The organism is Streptomyces sp. JHA26 (genome assembly GCF_002005565.1).
Lineage (GTDB): Bacteria > Actinomycetota > Actinomycetes > Streptomycetales > Streptomycetaceae > Streptomyces.
The window spans coordinates 99,230-113,703 of sequence record NZ_BDJC01000010.1 but is presented as its reverse complement, the minus strand read 5'-3'; the positions used below and the strand labels follow the sequence as shown (position 1 = coordinate 113,703).

At 73.8% G+C, this 14,474-nt stretch carries 11 protein-coding genes; 4 read left to right on the top strand and 7 right to left on the bottom strand.

Going from position 1 to position 14,474, the window contains the following annotated elements; genetic code table 11:
• The first annotated feature begins 76 nt into the window (after positions 1 to 76).
• Complete coding sequence (locus tag JHAT_RS08990; protein ID WP_077797533.1) at positions 77 to 535, top strand: hypothetical protein; 459 nt, start codon at positions 77 to 79, stop codon at positions 533 to 535.
• Positions 536 to 545: 10 nt separating this feature from the next.
• Here the strand turns inward: JHAT_RS08990 and JHAT_RS08985 are convergent, their stop codons facing one another.
• Entirely contained in the window at positions 546 to 1,754 is a 1,209-nt protein-coding gene (locus JHAT_RS08985) for a pyridoxal phosphate-dependent aminotransferase (RefSeq protein WP_077797532.1), read from the bottom strand.
• An 87-nt stretch (positions 1,755 to 1,841) separates the two neighbouring features.
• On the opposite strand from JHAT_RS08985, the gene JHAT_RS08980 reads away from it, so the two are divergent.
• Positions 1,842 to 2,483, top strand: a complete 642-nt coding sequence (locus tag JHAT_RS08980) for a winged helix-turn-helix transcriptional regulator (RefSeq protein WP_077797531.1) — start codon at positions 1,842 to 1,844, stop codon at positions 2,481 to 2,483.
• A 52-nt stretch (positions 2,484 to 2,535) separates the two neighbouring features.
• Here the strand turns inward: JHAT_RS08980 and JHAT_RS08975 are convergent, their stop codons facing one another.
• The 3 genes from JHAT_RS08975 to JHAT_RS08965 form a co-directional block, all read right to left on the bottom strand.
• Positions 2,536 to 3,336 (bottom strand): hypothetical protein, encoded by an 801-nt coding sequence (locus JHAT_RS08975; RefSeq protein ID WP_077797530.1) that lies wholly within the window; start codon positions 3,334 to 3,336, stop codon positions 2,536 to 2,538.
• Complete coding sequence (locus JHAT_RS08970; protein ID WP_077797529.1) at positions 3,336 to 4,610, bottom strand: VWA domain-containing protein; 1,275 nt, start codon at positions 4,608 to 4,610, stop codon at positions 3,336 to 3,338. The genes JHAT_RS08975 and JHAT_RS08970 overlap by 1 nt, the downstream gene beginning before the upstream one ends.
• Positions 4,611 to 4,672: 62 nt before the next feature.
• The gene (locus JHAT_RS08965) at positions 4,673 to 6,175 is read right to left on the bottom strand and encodes an IucA/IucC family protein (protein WP_077797528.1); all 1,503 of its coding nucleotides are present in this window, start codon (positions 6,173 to 6,175) and stop codon (positions 4,673 to 4,675) included.
• Between the two features lie 115 nt (positions 6,176 to 6,290).
• On the opposite strand from JHAT_RS08965, the gene JHAT_RS08960 reads away from it, so the two are divergent.
• Positions 6,291 to 7,850, top strand: a complete 1,560-nt coding sequence (locus JHAT_RS08960; protein ID WP_077797527.1) for an IucA/IucC family siderophore biosynthesis protein — start codon at positions 6,291 to 6,293, stop codon at positions 7,848 to 7,850.
• Positions 7,851 to 7,893: 43 nt separating this feature from the next.
• Here the strand turns inward: JHAT_RS08960 and JHAT_RS08955 are convergent, their stop codons facing one another.
• Positions 7,894 to 10,737 carry a SpoIIE family protein phosphatase gene (locus tag JHAT_RS08955; RefSeq protein WP_077797526.1) on the bottom strand — a complete coding sequence of 948 codons (2,844 nt, stop codon included), beginning with the start codon at positions 10,735 to 10,737 and terminating at the stop codon, positions 7,894 to 7,896.
• Positions 10,738 to 10,829: 92 nt separating this feature from the next.
• The gene (locus JHAT_RS08950; RefSeq protein ID WP_077797565.1) at positions 10,830 to 11,204 is read right to left on the bottom strand and encodes an ATP-binding protein; all 375 of its coding nucleotides are present in this window, start codon (positions 11,202 to 11,204) and stop codon (positions 10,830 to 10,832) included.
• A 432-nt stretch (positions 11,205 to 11,636) separates the two neighbouring features.
• On the opposite strand from JHAT_RS08950, the gene JHAT_RS08945 reads away from it, so the two are divergent.
• On the top strand, positions 11,637 to 12,551 hold the full coding sequence (locus JHAT_RS08945; protein WP_077797525.1) for a HipA family kinase: 915 nt from the start codon (positions 11,637 to 11,639) through the stop codon (positions 12,549 to 12,551).
• 166 nt (positions 12,552 to 12,717) lie between these two features.
• Here JHAT_RS08945 and aceB read toward each other — a convergent pair whose 3' ends face one another.
• Positions 12,718 to 14,340, bottom strand: coding sequence for a malate synthase A (aceB, locus tag JHAT_RS08940; RefSeq protein ID WP_077797524.1), 1,623 nt, complete (start codon positions 14,338 to 14,340; stop codon positions 12,718 to 12,720).
• Between the last annotated feature and the right edge of the window lie 134 nt (positions 14,341 to 14,474).

Here is a 14,474-nt window from a genome sequence, read left to right as displayed (position 1 = left end):
GACAGACACCCGGTGGTCCGGGGCGGCCCGCCGCCCCGGACCACCGGCACATCCGGCACCCTTCTAGGATTCCTCCGTGTTCAAGACACCCTTCGCACCCGCCGCCCGCTGGACGGCCGCCGTGCTGATCACCCTGCTGTCGGCCACGGCGTGCGGCGGTGCCGGCGCGGAGACCGCGACGGTCTCCGCCGACCGGGTCACCGGCACCTGGCAGGCCGGCGACGGGGCGTCCCTCGCCCTCACCGCCGGCCGGACCTTCACCGCGTCCGGCCTGAACGCGGGCAAGCTCGCCGACACCGGCTGCCCCGGCGGGCACAGCGGCGGCGACTGGGCCTTCTTCGCCCACGACGACGGCCTGTACATGACCTCGCCGCAGGCCACGTCGGGTTCGGAGATCGGCCTGTCCTTCACCGAGGAGTCCGACGAGCCCTGCCGGCTCACGCTGACGGTCGTCGACGACGGCGACACCCTGTGCGCCACGTCCGAGCCCGACACCCCCTGCGACCTGGGCGTCCGCTTCACCCGCAAGGACTGACGGCCCGCCGCTACTGGCGGTACCCGCCGAGGAACCGGCCGATCCGGCCGATCGCCGCCTCCAGGTCGTCCGCGTGGGGCAGGGTGAGGATGCGGAAGTGGTCGGGGGAGGGCCAGTTGAAGCCCGTGCCCTGGACCACCTGGATCTTCTCGCGCAGCAGCAGGTCCAGGACGAACCTCTCGTCGTCGTGGATCGGGTGCACCTTCGGGTCGATGCGCGGGAAGGCGTACAGCGCGCCCTTGGGCTTGACGCACGAGACGCCCGGGATCTCGTTCAGCTTCTCCCAGGCCACGTCGCGCTGTTCGCGCAGCCGTCCGCCCGGGGCGGTCAGCTCGTGGATGGACTGCCGGCCGCCGAGCGCTGCCTGGATGGCGTACTGGGCGGGCGCGTTGGCGCACAGGCGCATGGAGGCCAGCATGGTCAGGCCCTCCAGGTAGTCCTTCGCGTGCTGCTTCGGTCCGGTCACCACCAGCCAGCCGGAGCGGAAGCCCGCCACCCGGTAGGTCTTGGACAGGCCGCAGAAGGTGAGGACCACCAGGTCGGGGGCGAGTGCGGCGGCCGCGTGGTGGACGGCGTCGTCGTAGAGGATCTGGTCGTAGATCTCGTCGGCGAAGACCATCAGGCCGTGGCGGCGGGCGAGGTCGAGGATGCCCTCGACGACCTCCTTGGGGTAGACCGCGCCGGTGGGGTTGTTGGGGTTGATGACGACCACCGCCTTGGTGCGGTCGGTGATCTTCGACTCCATGTCGGCCAGGTCGGGGTACCACTCGGCCTGTTCGTCGCACAGGTAGTGGACCGCCTTGCCGCCGGCGAGGGTCGTCACCGCCGTCCACAGGGGGAAGTCGGGGGCGGGGATCAGGACCTCGTCGCCGTCCTCCAGCAGGGCCTGCACGGCCATGGAGACCAGCTCGGAGACGCCGTTGCCGAGGAACACGTCGTCCACGCCGACCTCCAGGCCGAGCGCCTGGTAGCGCTGGGCGACGGCCCGGCGGGCGGAGAGGACGCCGCGCGAGTCGGTGTAGCCGTGCGCCCGCGGCAGCATCCGGATCATGTCCTGGAGGATCTCCTCCGGCGCCTCGAAACCGAAGAGGGCCGGGTTGCCGGTGTTCAGGCGCAGCACGCTGTGCCCCGCCGCCTCCAGTGCGTCGGCGTGCTCGATCACCGGGCCCCGGATCTCGTAGCAGACCTCGCTGAGCTTGTTCGACTGCCGGAACTCCATGCGCCGCTTCCCCTCCGCCATCTGGTGTTGCTTGGTTTTACCAAGTGGGAGCTTGGAAAGTCCAACAACATGTCTACACTGCGTCGCATGTCACCTCGCCGAAGCTACGACCAGTACTGTTCCGCCGCCCGCGCGCTCGACACCGTCGGCGACCGCTGGACCCTGCTGATCGTCCGGGAGCTGCTCGCCGGACCGCGGCGCTACACCGACCTGCACGCCGACCTGCCCGGCGTCAGCACGGACGTACTGGCCTCGCGGCTGAAGGACATGGAGCGCGAGGGGCTGACGACCCGGCGCCGGCTGCCGCCGCCCGGTGCGGCGTACGTCTACGAACTCACCACCCGGGGCCGCGCGTTGCTGCCCGTCCTGGAGGCGCTCGGGGCGTGGGGCGCCGGTGAGCTGGGAGAGCGGCGGCCCACGGACGCGGTGCGGGCGCACTGGTTCGCGCTGCCCCTGCTGCGGGCCCTGCGGACGGCGGGCGCGGCGGAGGGGATCGTCGAAGTCCGGCTGGAGGAAGGGGACTTCCACCTGTACGCCGGCGCGGACGAGGGCCCGGTGTACGGTGACGGGCCCGCGCCCGGGGAGCCCGACGCCCGGCTGGTGCTGGACGCCGGCACGTGCGCGGCCCTCAGCCGCGGGGAGCTGGACCTGCGGGACGCGGTGCGGGACGGGCGGGTCGGGGTGACCGGCGACGGCACGGCGGCCAAGGCGCTCGGCGGGGCCGCCTGAAACGCCGGGAGGCCCGCTCCCTTTCGTCGGGAACGGGCCTCCTGACTGGCGCTCAGGCGCCCGGCGGCACCCGCGACGGGCGTCCGGAACCCCGCGTCAGCGCGTACCCGCCGATGCCCGCCAGCGCGGCCAGCACGGCACCGATCCCGGTCCACACCCACCGGTCGGACCACCACCCCGACGACCAGCCGTCCTCGGGCTCGATCGCGGACAGCACCGCGCCGCGCTCCGCGTCGTCGTCCCGCCCGGACGTCATCGCGACGCCCGGCACCAGCGGCTCGGCCAGCGAGCCGTCGACGGCGGCCGCTCCGCCCATGTCCTTCGAGTCGACCCGGACCTCGGCGCCGACCGGCACGCCGAGGTCGGACGTCGGCAGGTTCACCACCGTCAGCCGGACGTAGTACGTGCCCGGCAGCGGGTCGTTCGCCCACGGCTCGGACCAGGCGCGGACCGTGCGCAGCACGCACGCCAGCTCCACGGAGGGCGTGCCCTCGGGCGCCGTGCGGGTCTGCGCGCCCCACTGGCAGGCCTGGCGGCGGCGCAGACCGTCGTACACGTCGATCCGCCAGGTCTGGGCGGCGTGCGTCCCGGGCAGCTTCACCGTGGCCTTCACGGTCGGCCGCTGCCGCGCGTCCGCCGGGAACGACCAGTACAGGTAGTCGCCCGCGGAGGCGTTCGCCGTGGCCCGCTGCCCCTGCTCGATCTCCGTCGCCGTGCGGAAGGACGTGCCCGCCGCGGTCGGCGCGCCGCCCTTGTCCGACGGATCCGCGGAGGGCGAGGAGTCGGCCGCCGCGGGTGCCGCGGCGAGGCCGAGCAGCAGCACGGCGGCACTCAACGCTCGAGTGATACGCATCAGTTGGTCCTCCAGACCGCGAACCGCCAGCGCGACAGCCAGCCCCACAGCAGACCGGCGAGGAAGCCGACGAGTACCAGCACGCCCAGCAGCCACCAGCCGCGCCCGAGGCCGAACGCGGCCACGTCGTCGGCCTGGCTCGGGCCGTCGACGACGTCGACCGTCAGCTCCAGCGGCAGACCGGGAGTGGTCTTCACGCCGGACGCGACGGAGAAGGAGTGGGTGACCTGCAGGCAGACGGTCTCCGCGGCCGGCTCGTCCGTGTCCGCGTCGTCGGTCTCCGGCTTCGGGTAGCGCAGACCGGTCGAGACCACGTCCGTACGGCCGTTGTCCGCCGCCTCGCCGCGCACGATCTCCCGGCCGTGCACCGTGACCGCCCGCAGCAGCACGCCGTAGGACGGGTTCACGGCCCGGTCGGCGGACACGCTCACGGAGGCGCGCAGCTCCTCGCCGGGCAGCACGTCCACCCGGTACCAGCGCTGCTTCCCGAACTCCTCGCGGTCGGTGTACAGCCCCGACTTCAGCGTCGGCGCCTTCGCGCACGCGTCCGCGCCCTCGACGGCGACCGGCGTCACCACCGGGTCGGCCGCGCGGTCGACCAACTGGTTCACCTTGTCGGTGAGTTCGTCGGTGTGCTCCACGGAGGTGTAGGTGCCGCCGGTCGCCTCGGCGATGCAGCTGAGCTGCTGCCGCATCTTGGTGTTGGGGACCAGGCCGAGGGTGTCGATGGTCAGCCCGATGCCCTTGGCGGCTATCTCGCGGGCCACCTCGCACGGGTCGAGCGGGGCGCAGGTGTCCTCGCCGTCGCTGATCAGCACGATCCGCTTGGACCCGTTCCCGCCGTCGAGGTCGTCGGCCGCCTTCAGCAGCGCGGGCCCGATCGGCGTCCAGCCGGTGGGCGACAGGGTCGCCACCGCCGTCTTGGCCTCGGTGCGGTCCAGCGGACCGACCGGGTAGAGCTGCGCGGTGTCCTTGCAGCCCGTTCTGCGGTCGTCACCGGGGTAGTCGGCACCGAGGGTCCGGATGCCCAGCTGCACCTCCTCGGGCGTCGCGTCGAGCACCTCGTTGAACGCCTGCTTCGCCGCGGCCATCCGCGTGCCGCCGTCGATGTCCCGGGTGCGCATCGAACCGCTGACGTCGAGCACGAGGTCGACCTTCGGCGCGTCCTCGCCCGTGGGTTCACCGGCAACAGCACCGGCCGGCAGGGCGATCCCGGCCGTCAGCGCGGCGAGCAGGGCGCACACGCCCGCCGCCAGCCGTTTTCTTGTGATCATCGGCGGATCCTATTGACCGGGACTGCCGCGATCCAAAACGAGACCCCGTGGACGCCGCAACGTCACCTCGCGTGCAGGGGATTGGGCAGATCCGTCCACATGTCCCCGCCGGTCCCCGGCGACATGCGCATCAGCGTCAGCGCCTTCACCGGCAGCGGCTCCTCGCGCAGCGCCACCAGGTCCGGCGTGGGCGGCAGTTCATTGAGGGCCGCTTCCAGGGCCGCGCCCAGCGCCGCCCCCGACCCCGCCGCGTCGGCGAGGGCCCCGGCGACCAGCGAACCGAACAGCTTGCGGCGCAGGGCCACCGGATCGTCGGTGAGCATGCGCGCGGGCAGGTCCGGGGCCGGCACGCCGTGCCGGGCGAGGCGGGCCGGACTGACGCGGATGTCGGCCAGGTCGCGGTAGACCAGGCGCAGCGGCTCGCCCGACGCCGAGAGCACCACGAGCAGGTTCTGACCGTGCGCCTCCAGCGCCACGCCCCGTTCGAGCAGACCCAGTCCCACGGTCAGGCACAGACGCGCGAGGCCGGCCAGCCACGCGGGGGACCGGGGCAGCCCGGTGGTCGCCAGCGCCGCCACCGGGACGACGTGCTCGCCGGCGGCCGCGTACGCCCGGGGCGGCTCGCGCAGGACGGCGGCCAGGTCGGGGGAGTGCGCGGTGGCCGCGCCCAGGGTACGGGTGACCTCCAGCAGCCCGTCCGTGCGCGCCGCCAGCGCCCGGCCGAAGGCCGACAGGGTGTCCGACGCGGCGACCGAGGCGACGGAGATGTCCCGCACCGAGGACGTCAGCCGCGCGCTCAACGCGGTCTTCACGTGCGGACCACCGGGCACGGCGAGCGTGCGCAGGGACATCAGCGGGTGCGCGGCCAGCGTCGTTCCCCCGCCCGTCCGCTTCAGCACGTGCGCCGCCTGCCACGGATGCACCGGCAGCAGCAACCGCCCCCCGTCCCGCAACTCCCGCGGCCACGTGCCCGTCACCAGGCACCCCGCTGCCGGGACCGGCACCAGACCCAGTTCCACGACCGGCCCGTGCTCGGGCCCGTAGGCGAGCTGCTCGGCCACCGAGAAGCCCGGCCGCGCACGGCAGTTGGGGTGGAACGGATGGCCGTCGACCACCCGCTGCTCCCAGCCCCGGTCACTGTCCGGCCACTCGTCCGGGTGATTCTCCCGGCTCGTCCGCGACAGCGCCAACGACGCCGCGCTGTGGCCGAGTTCGGCGGCGAAACCCGCGGAGTGCGGTACGGCGAGATCCGCCATCAGACGCGCGGGATCGTCGTACGGCGTCCCGTCGAGCCGTACGGCGGTGACGTACGCGGACGTGCGGTACGGATCCGCGGCCGGACCGTACAGCCGACGTCCGTCCGCCAGGCGCAGCACGAGCCCGTCCCGCACGGGCTCCCGGACGGTGATCCACGGCAGCGGCTCGTGCGCGAGCGCCCGCCACAGCCGGGTCAGCACGGCCGCGCGGGCACCGGGCAGCCCGGCCGCGTACCGGGGGAGCAGACCGGGCCGGACGACGGCCAGTTCGTCGGCGACCTCGGCCTCGGCGGTGGCGGGACGGTACACGGGCGGGCTCCTCGGGTACGGGGCGGGAACGAGTCGCGTACGCGCGGGACGTCACGACGAAGGGACCACGACAGACATACTGATCGTCTCCGCCCTTTCAGACCGTAGGGAACGAGTGGAACGCGTGGATCTCCTGCCCCCGCCCTCCGGCACCGCCGTCCCGGACGACATCGCGGAACGCGCCGACGCCTACGCGGCGGTACCGCTGCTGAACTGCCTGCTGCGCGAGGTGGCCGAACCGTGCCCGCCCTCCGGCGGCCGCCCGGTCCACCGGCTGCCCGGCGGCCGGCTGCTCCGGGTCCGCGGCGGCCGGCGCCCCGCCGAGCCGGAGGTGCGCACGGCGGACGGCTGGCACCGCGTCGGCCACGCCGAACTGGTGAAACTCGTCGCCGAGGAACTGCACCGCCACACCGGCCTGCCCAACCACGAACTGCCCACCGAGATGACCGACAGCCGGGACGCGGTCGCCGCGCTCCTGACGGCACGCGCGGGGGCGGTCCCGCCCGGCGACCCGTACCTGCGCTCCGAACAGTCCCTGCTCACCGGCCACACCCACCACCCCGCCCCCAAGGCGCGCGGCGGCGGCCCGCACACCGGCTGGCTTCCCTACGCGCCGGAGGCGCACGCCCGGTTCCCGCTGACGCTGCTCGCCGTGCGCGCGGACACGGTCGTCGAGGAGGGCGACACCACCGCCCTGGACGCCCTCGGAGAAGCCCCGTCCGGCTACCGCCTGCTGCCCGCCCACCCCTGGCAGCTCGACCTGACGGCGACGGCCCTCGCCCCGGCCTTCGCCGACGGACGGCTGATCCGGCTGGGCACGACCGCGTTCCCGGTGTGGCCCACGGCGGCCGTCCGCACGGTGTACGCGCCCGAGCGGCCTCCGGAACAGGACCTGTTCCTGAAGTTCAGCCTCGACGTGCGCATCACCAACGACGTCCGCCGCCTGTGGCGCCACGACCTGCTGGGACTGCGCCGCACCGACACGGCGGTCACGGAGGCCTTCGAGGCGATCGGCCCCCCGGCGGTCTGGCTCGCCGACCGCGGGTACCGCACCGCCGACTTCGCCTTCGAGGAACTCGCCGTCGTCGTCCGCGACGGCCTGCGCACCCGCCTGCTGCCCGGCGCGACCCCACTGCTCGCCGCGGCCCTCGTGGAGGGCTTCCCCGGCGACCCGCTGACGGCCGCCCCGGACCCGGCGGGCTGGTGGGAGGCGTACCTCCACGCCGTCGTCCCGCCCGTCCTGACCGCCTTCGCCGACGACGGCGTCGTCCTGGAGGCGCACCTGCAGAACACGCTGGTCGCCGTGGACGGGGACGGCACTCCGGTGCAGGCCCTCTTCCGGGACGCCGAGGGCGTCAGACTCCTGCCGGACACGCCCCGCGCGGCCGGCTGGGAACGGCTGGTGTACTGCCTGGTCGTCAACCACCTGCTGGAGATCGCCGGCGCCCTCGCCGACCACCACCCGCGCTTCGACCCGCGGCCCGCCCTCCGCGCCGCCCTGGCCCGCCACGACCTTCCCGAGATCCCGGCCCTGCTCACCGCGCCGACGCTGCCCGCGAAGACGAACCTCCTGCTGCGCTGGACGGGCGCGGACGGCGCCGCCGCACGCTACCGGCCGCTGCCGAACCCCCTGCGGTCCGCTGCCGTACCGGACCTCCGCCCCGGCGGGCGGTGAGGGCGCCCCGCGGACGTCACGCGGGACACGTCCGGCCGGCGGGTCAGCCGGGATCGTCGAACATGGCCAGCAGCGCCTGCTCGTCCGGTTCCGCCCCGGCCCGCCCCCGCTGCGGCACCTGCTCGGCCCACACCGTCTTGCCCTGCGGCGTGTAGCGGGCGCCCCAGCTCTTGGTGAACTGCGCCACCAGGAACAGGCCGCGCCCGCCCTCCTCGGTCGTGGCCGCCCGCCGGATGCGCGGGGAGGTGTTGCTGCGGTCGGAGACCTCGCAGATCAGCGAGTCGTCGCGCAGCAGCCGCAGGCACACCGGCCCCTGGCTGCCGTACCGCACGGCATTGGTGACCAGCTCGCTGACCACCAGCCCGGTGTTGAAGTCCAGCTCCCGCATGCCCCAGGCGGCGAGCTGGGCGCGGGTGAGCGCCCTGGCCCGCGCCACGACCGAGGAGTCGGACGGGAACTCCCAGGACGCCACCCGGTCCTCGGGCAGCGCGTGCACCCGGGCCAGCAGGAGGGCCACGTCGTCGTACGGACCGCCGGGCAGGAGGGTGCCCGTGATCCGGTCGCAGACGTCCTCCAGCGCCGGACCGGCGCCGTCCAGCGAGGCCAGCAGCCGTCCGGTGCGCGCGTCGGTGTCCCCGTAGCCGCGGTCCTCCTTGAGCAGGCCGTCGGTGTACATCGCCAGCAGACTGTCCGAGGGCAGGTCGACGACGGCGGACTCGTACGGCTGGATCCCGCCGAGCCCCAGGGGCGGGCCGGCCGGCAGGTCGAGCAGCCGCGCCCGGCCGCCCGGCGTCAGCACGGCGGGCGGCGGATGACCGGCCCGTGCGGCGGTGCAACTGCACGTCACCGGGTCGTACACCACGTACAGGAGGGTCGTCCCGGTCGCGGGGTCCTGTTCGTCGGCCGCCTCGTCGTGGGTGCGGCTGACCAGGTCGTCCAGGTGGGCCAGCACCTCCTCGGGCAGCAGGTCCTGTCCGGCCAGCGTCCGCACCGCCGTACGCAGCCGGCCCATGGTCGCCGCGGCCTGCAGACCGTTTCCGGGTACGTCCCCGACGACCAGCGCCACGCGCATCCCGGACAGCGGGATCACGTCGAACCAGTCCCCGCCCACGCCCGCCCTGGCGTCCGCGGGCAGGTAGCGGGAGGCGAGGTCGACGGTCCCCAGCCGGGGCAGGGCGTGCGGCAGCAGACTGCGCTGCAGGGTGAGGGAGGCGTGGTGCTCCCGGCGGTAGCGGCGGGCGTTGTCCACGCTGATCGCGGCACGGGCCGCCAGCTCGCCCGCCAGCGTCAGGTCGTCCTGCTCGTACGGCCGCGTCCTGCCGCGGCGGTAGAAGCCCGCCAGGCCCAGGACGGACCCCCGGGCGGACAGCGGGGCGCCCAGGTAGGAGTGCACGCCCTCGCCGAGCAGGGCGACGGGGTGCACCCGGTCGGCCGGGTGCCCGGCCAGGGCGGCGGTCATCACCGAGTCCATGACCGGCCGCCCGGTCTCCAGACACCGGGCCTGGGGAGTACCGGCGGGGTAGCCGGCCGGCTCGTCCACGCCGCCGGCCGGGGCGCCGCCGGCGTCCTCGCCCGCCCAGGCGGCCACCCGGCGCAGCGTCACGTCGGGGGACAGCCGTCCGGGGGGTGGCTCCTCGCCCGCCAGGACGCTCTCCACCAGGTCGACGACGACCAGGTCGGCGAAGCGCGGCACGGTGATCTCCGCCAGTTCCTCGGCGGTGCGCCGCATGTCCAGGGTGGTGCCGAGCCCGGTGCCCGCCTCGTTCAGCAGGGACAGCCGCCCGCGCGCCTCGGCGGCGAGCCGGCCGACGCCCGGCTCGCCCACCAGCAGCAGCCACGCGTCGGCCGGTCCGGCGGCCTGCGGCTGCGCCGTCTCGTCGGGCGCTTCCGCCTCCGCCGCCCCGGTGGGACGGTCCAGAAGGGGCACGTGACGGCCGTCGGGGGCCGACGCGGTGGCCGGGGTCGTCGCGGTGGCCGGGGCCGCCGTCCCCGTGCCGCGGGCGTCCTCGAAGCTGACCTCGACCGCCGCGCCCTCCGCGTCGCCGTGGTGCAGCTCCCGGCGGCGCAGCACGGCCACGCGACCGCCCGCGAGCGGGACCTCCGTGAACGCCTCACCGGTCGAGGAGATCAGCTCGACGGCCCGCTCCAGCAGCAGCGACCGTTCCTGCGAGGCCAGCTGCGGCGGCGGTTTGCCGAGCCGGGACAGCTCTCCCGAGCCGAGGTGCAGCTCGGCGTGCCCACCGCGTTCCCTGGCCCGGTGGAAGGAGCGCATCAGCTCGGCCTCGCGGGCCGTCCCCAGCTCCAGCAGGCGCTCCCCGATGCGTTCGGTGGCCTCCTGCAGGACCAGCGCCATGCGGGGGTCGGCCAGCTCCCGGGGCACGGAGAGGTTGACCGCGCCCCGTACGGCGCCGCCCACCGGGTCGCGCACCGGCGCGGCCATGCAGGTCAGCTCCTTGAGGTCGTGCAGGAAGTGCTCGTGGCCGACGACCACGAACGGCGCCCTGGTGCTCAGCACCATGCTGACGCTGCTGGTCCCCATGAACCGCTCGTCGACGTTGGCGCCCGGCACCAGGGAGGCGGCGTCCATCAGCCTCAGCCCCGCGGGGTCGCCCCACCGGTCCACGATGATCGCCCGCGAGTCGGCCAGCGCCACGGTCGCCGGCACGCCCGAGAGCTGTTCGTACAGGCGTTCCAGCACCGGCGTGGCGGCCCTGAGCAGCCGGGAGTCGGGGTTCAGGTCGCTCTCGACCGGCAGGGCGGCCTTCTCCTGGTCGATGCCGAGCGACTGCGAGCGCTGCCAGGAGGCGAGGATCTCCGGACGTACCCCGGCGGCCGGCGGCTCCGGGCCGTCGTGACCGCTGTCCGGGGGAGGTGCATGCGGCTCCACAGAATCAGGGTAAGCGGGCAAACGGGGCATCCGCCTGCTGCGGGCGCCCTCCCGGGACCGCGACCCGTGGGTTCCCGCGCGTCACGCGGGTGTCAGCAGGGCTCCTGGACCTCGGCCGGCGGATGGAAACAGGCGATGACCGTCTTGCCGTGGGGGCAGGGGCGGGCCTCCCAGCTGTCGGTCAGGGCGTCGACCAGGAGCATGCCCCGCCCCCCGGGCTGGTCGGTGGTCGCGGCCCGCTGGGTGGGCAGCGTGGTGGAGGCGTCGTGGACGGCGACGTGCAGGCACCTCCCGTCCCAGGTCATCACCAGCTGGGCGTGGGAGTGGGCGTGCACGTGGGCGTTGGTGACCAGTTCCGAGACGGTCAGCAGGACATCGTCCACCGTCTGGGGAGCACGGTCGGTCCACGGCAGGGACCGCAGGTGGTGCAAGGCCCAGTCGCGCGCCTCCTTGGGACTGGTGTCCATCGGCAGCGACCGCGCCCAGCCCACCGCCCGGAGCGAGGAATCGTCTTCCACTGCAAAGCCCTCCCTGGCTCGTCCACTGCAGTGCGCCTTCCCCCTCCGGGCCGCCCGACGCCGCCCGTGTGCCGAAAAGACCGCCGAAAACGGACGGGCGGCGTCGGACGCACACGGAGCCGTGTTCCCCGGGAGGGCACGGGTCCTCCTGCACCCGGGAACGGAGCCGGCCGGAGCGGCACCACCGCGCCCGCCTCGATCATGCGGGAGGCGGAGAAGCCCGGCGGCCGTCGGCGCGACGGCCCGAGCCCTCCTCTCCCGCTGTCACGCTCGGTTACTATGCTCTCTTCGTGCCGGAGGCCGGCGGACCGCCTTCCCGGACTGCAGCGCCCTGGAGGTGGCCGTGAGCTGTGAGGCCCGTGAGCGAGGGGACCTTCGAACGTGTTGAGAGAGGTCACCGCCACCCGCTACGTCGAGCCCCTGCGCACCGGGGGCTCCGTTCCCGGAGTCGTCGAGGCCGACGACCTCGGCACCTACGTCGTGAAGTTCACCGGCTCCGCGCAGGGGAGCAAGGCGCTGGTCGCCGAGGTGATCGTCGGGCGGCTGGCGCGGGCGCTGGGACTGCGCGTGCCCGAGCTGGTCGTCGTCGACTTCGATCCGTCGATCGGTGCCGGGGAACCGCACCAGGAGGTGCGGGACCTGCTGAACGCCAGCGCGGGACGCAACCTCGGCATGGACTACCTGCCGGGCGCCGCCGACTTCACGCCCGAGGTCGCCCGGAGGTTCCCGGTGGATCCGGTGGAGGCCGGACGGATCGTCTGGCTGGACGCCCTCACCGTGAACGTCGACCGGACGGTGCACAGCTCCAACCTCATGGTGTGGCCGACCTTCGGCGCCGTGCCCCCGCGCCTGTGGCTCATCGACCACGGCGCGGCCCTGGTCTTCCACCACCGCTGGGACACCTCCGCGCCGGAGAAGGCGTACGACTTCCGCCACCACGCCCTCGGCCACAGCACCCCGGACGTCCGGGCCGCCGACGCCGAGCTCGCGCCGAAGGTCACCGACGAGCTGCTGCGCGCCGTCGTCGCCGAGGTGCCGGACGCCTGGCTGGCGCGGGAGCCCGGCTTCGCGGGGCCGGGCGAGGTGCGGGCGGCGTACGCGGACTACCTCTGCGCGCGCGTGAAGGCGTCCGCGCAGTGGCTGCCGACCGACTTCCCCAGCCGGGAGGAGCTGGCGGCCGAGGAGGAGCGGCGGGCGGCGCGCACCCGGCGGGGCCGCCCCGACTGGCTCAAGCAGGTCCCCGACCTGCACGGCAAGCCGGCCGCGGAACAGGACTGGTCCGTGCACCTGGAGTGACGTGGTGCACCAAGAGTGACGTGGTGCACCTGGAATGGCGCCGTGTGCCCCGAGTGACGCCGTGCACCTGAGGTGACGTCGGCACGCGGACGCGCTCGTGCCCCCGGTGCTGTGCGGTACCGGGGGCACGAGCGGGCGGGCGGCGGGTGCCGGGCCGGGCCGGGCGTCAGCCCCTGAGCTGCTCGTACGCCGGCAGCGTCAGGAAGTCGGCGTAGTCCTCGTCCAGGGAGACCGTCAGCAGCAGGTCGTGCGCCTGCTGCCAGTTGCCGGCCGCGAACGCCTCGTCGCCGATCTCGGCGCGGATGTTCGCCAGTTCCTCGGCGGCGACCTTGCGGGCCAGCTCGGCGGTGACCCGCTCGCCGTTGTCGAGGACGACACCGGCGTTGATCCACTGCCAGATCTGCGAGCGGGAGATCTCGGCGGTGGCCGCGTCCTCCATCAGGTTGAAGATGGCGACGGCACCCAGGCCGCGCAGCCAGGCCTCGATGTAGCGGATGCCGACCTGCACGGCGTTGACCAGGCCCGCGTACGTCGGCTTGGCGTCCAGGGAGTCGATCGCGATGAGGTCCTCGGCCTTGACGTCGACGTCCTCGCGCAGGCGGTCCTTCTGGTTCGGCCTGTCGCCGAGGACCTTGTCGAAGGACTCCATGGCGATCGGGACCAGATCGGGGTGGGCGACCCACGAGCCGTCGAAGCCGTCGCCGGCCTCGCGGTCCTTGTCGGCGCGGACCTTCTCGAAGGCGACCTCGTTGACCTCGGGGTCCTTGCGGGACGGGATGAACGCCGCCATGCCGCCGATCGCGTGCGCGCCGCGCTTGTGGCAGGTGCGCACGAGGAGTTCGGTGTACGCCCGCATGAACGGGGCGGTCATCGTGACCGCGTTGCGGTCCGGGAGCACGAACTTCTCGCCGCCGTCACGGAAGTTCTTGACGATGGAGAACAGGTAGTCCCAGCGGCCGGCGTTCAGCCCGGAGGCGTGGTCGCGCAGCTCGTAGAGGATCTCCTCCATCTCGTACGCGGCCGTGATCGTCTCGATCAGGACGGTGGCGCGGACGGTGCCCTGCGGGATGCCGACGTGGTCCTGAGCGAAGACGAAGATCTCGTTCCAGAGGCGGGCCTCCAGGTGGGACTCCGTCTTCGGGAGGTAGAAGTACGGGCCCTTGCCGAGGTCCAGCAGGCGCTGCGCGTTGTGGAAGAAGTACAGGCCGAAGTCGACCAGGGCGCCGGGGACCGGGCGGCCGTCGACCCGGAGGTGGCGCTCGTCGAGGTGCCAGCCGCGCGGGCGCATGACGACCGTCGCCAGCTCCTCGTCCGGGCGCAGGGCGTACGACTTGCCGGTGCGCTCGTCGGTGAAGTCGATGGTGCGGGTGTAGGCGGAGATCAGGTTGAGCTGGCCGAGGACGACGTTCTCCCAGGTCGGCGCGGAGGCGTCCTCGAAGTCCGCGAGCCAGACCTTCGCGCCCGAGTTGAGGGCGTTGATGGTCATCTTGCGGTCGGTGGGGCCGGTGATCTCGACGCGGCGGTCGTTCAGCGCGGCCGGAGCGGGGGCCACCTTCCAGGAGTCGTCCGCGCGGATCGCGGCGGTCTCCGGGAGGAAGTCGAGCGTGGAGGTGCGGGCGATCTCGGCGCGGCGTTCCGCGCGGCGGGCGAGGAGCTCGTCACGCCGGGGCGTGAACCGCCGGTGCAGCTCGGCCACGAAGGCGAGCGCCGCATCGGTGAGGACCTCCTCCTGCCGGGGCAGGGGCTCGGCGTCGACGATGGCCAGCGTGGACGGCGCTGGTGCGGACATGAGCTGTCACTTCCTTCAGCGGTGGCACCGGGTGCCAGAGGGCGCGTATGGGGCATAACGCACTCGCTGTGCGGTCGAGTGCTTCTGGTCAGTGGATAGTAGTTTCCTCATCGTGGAACTTCAATGGTTTGTTG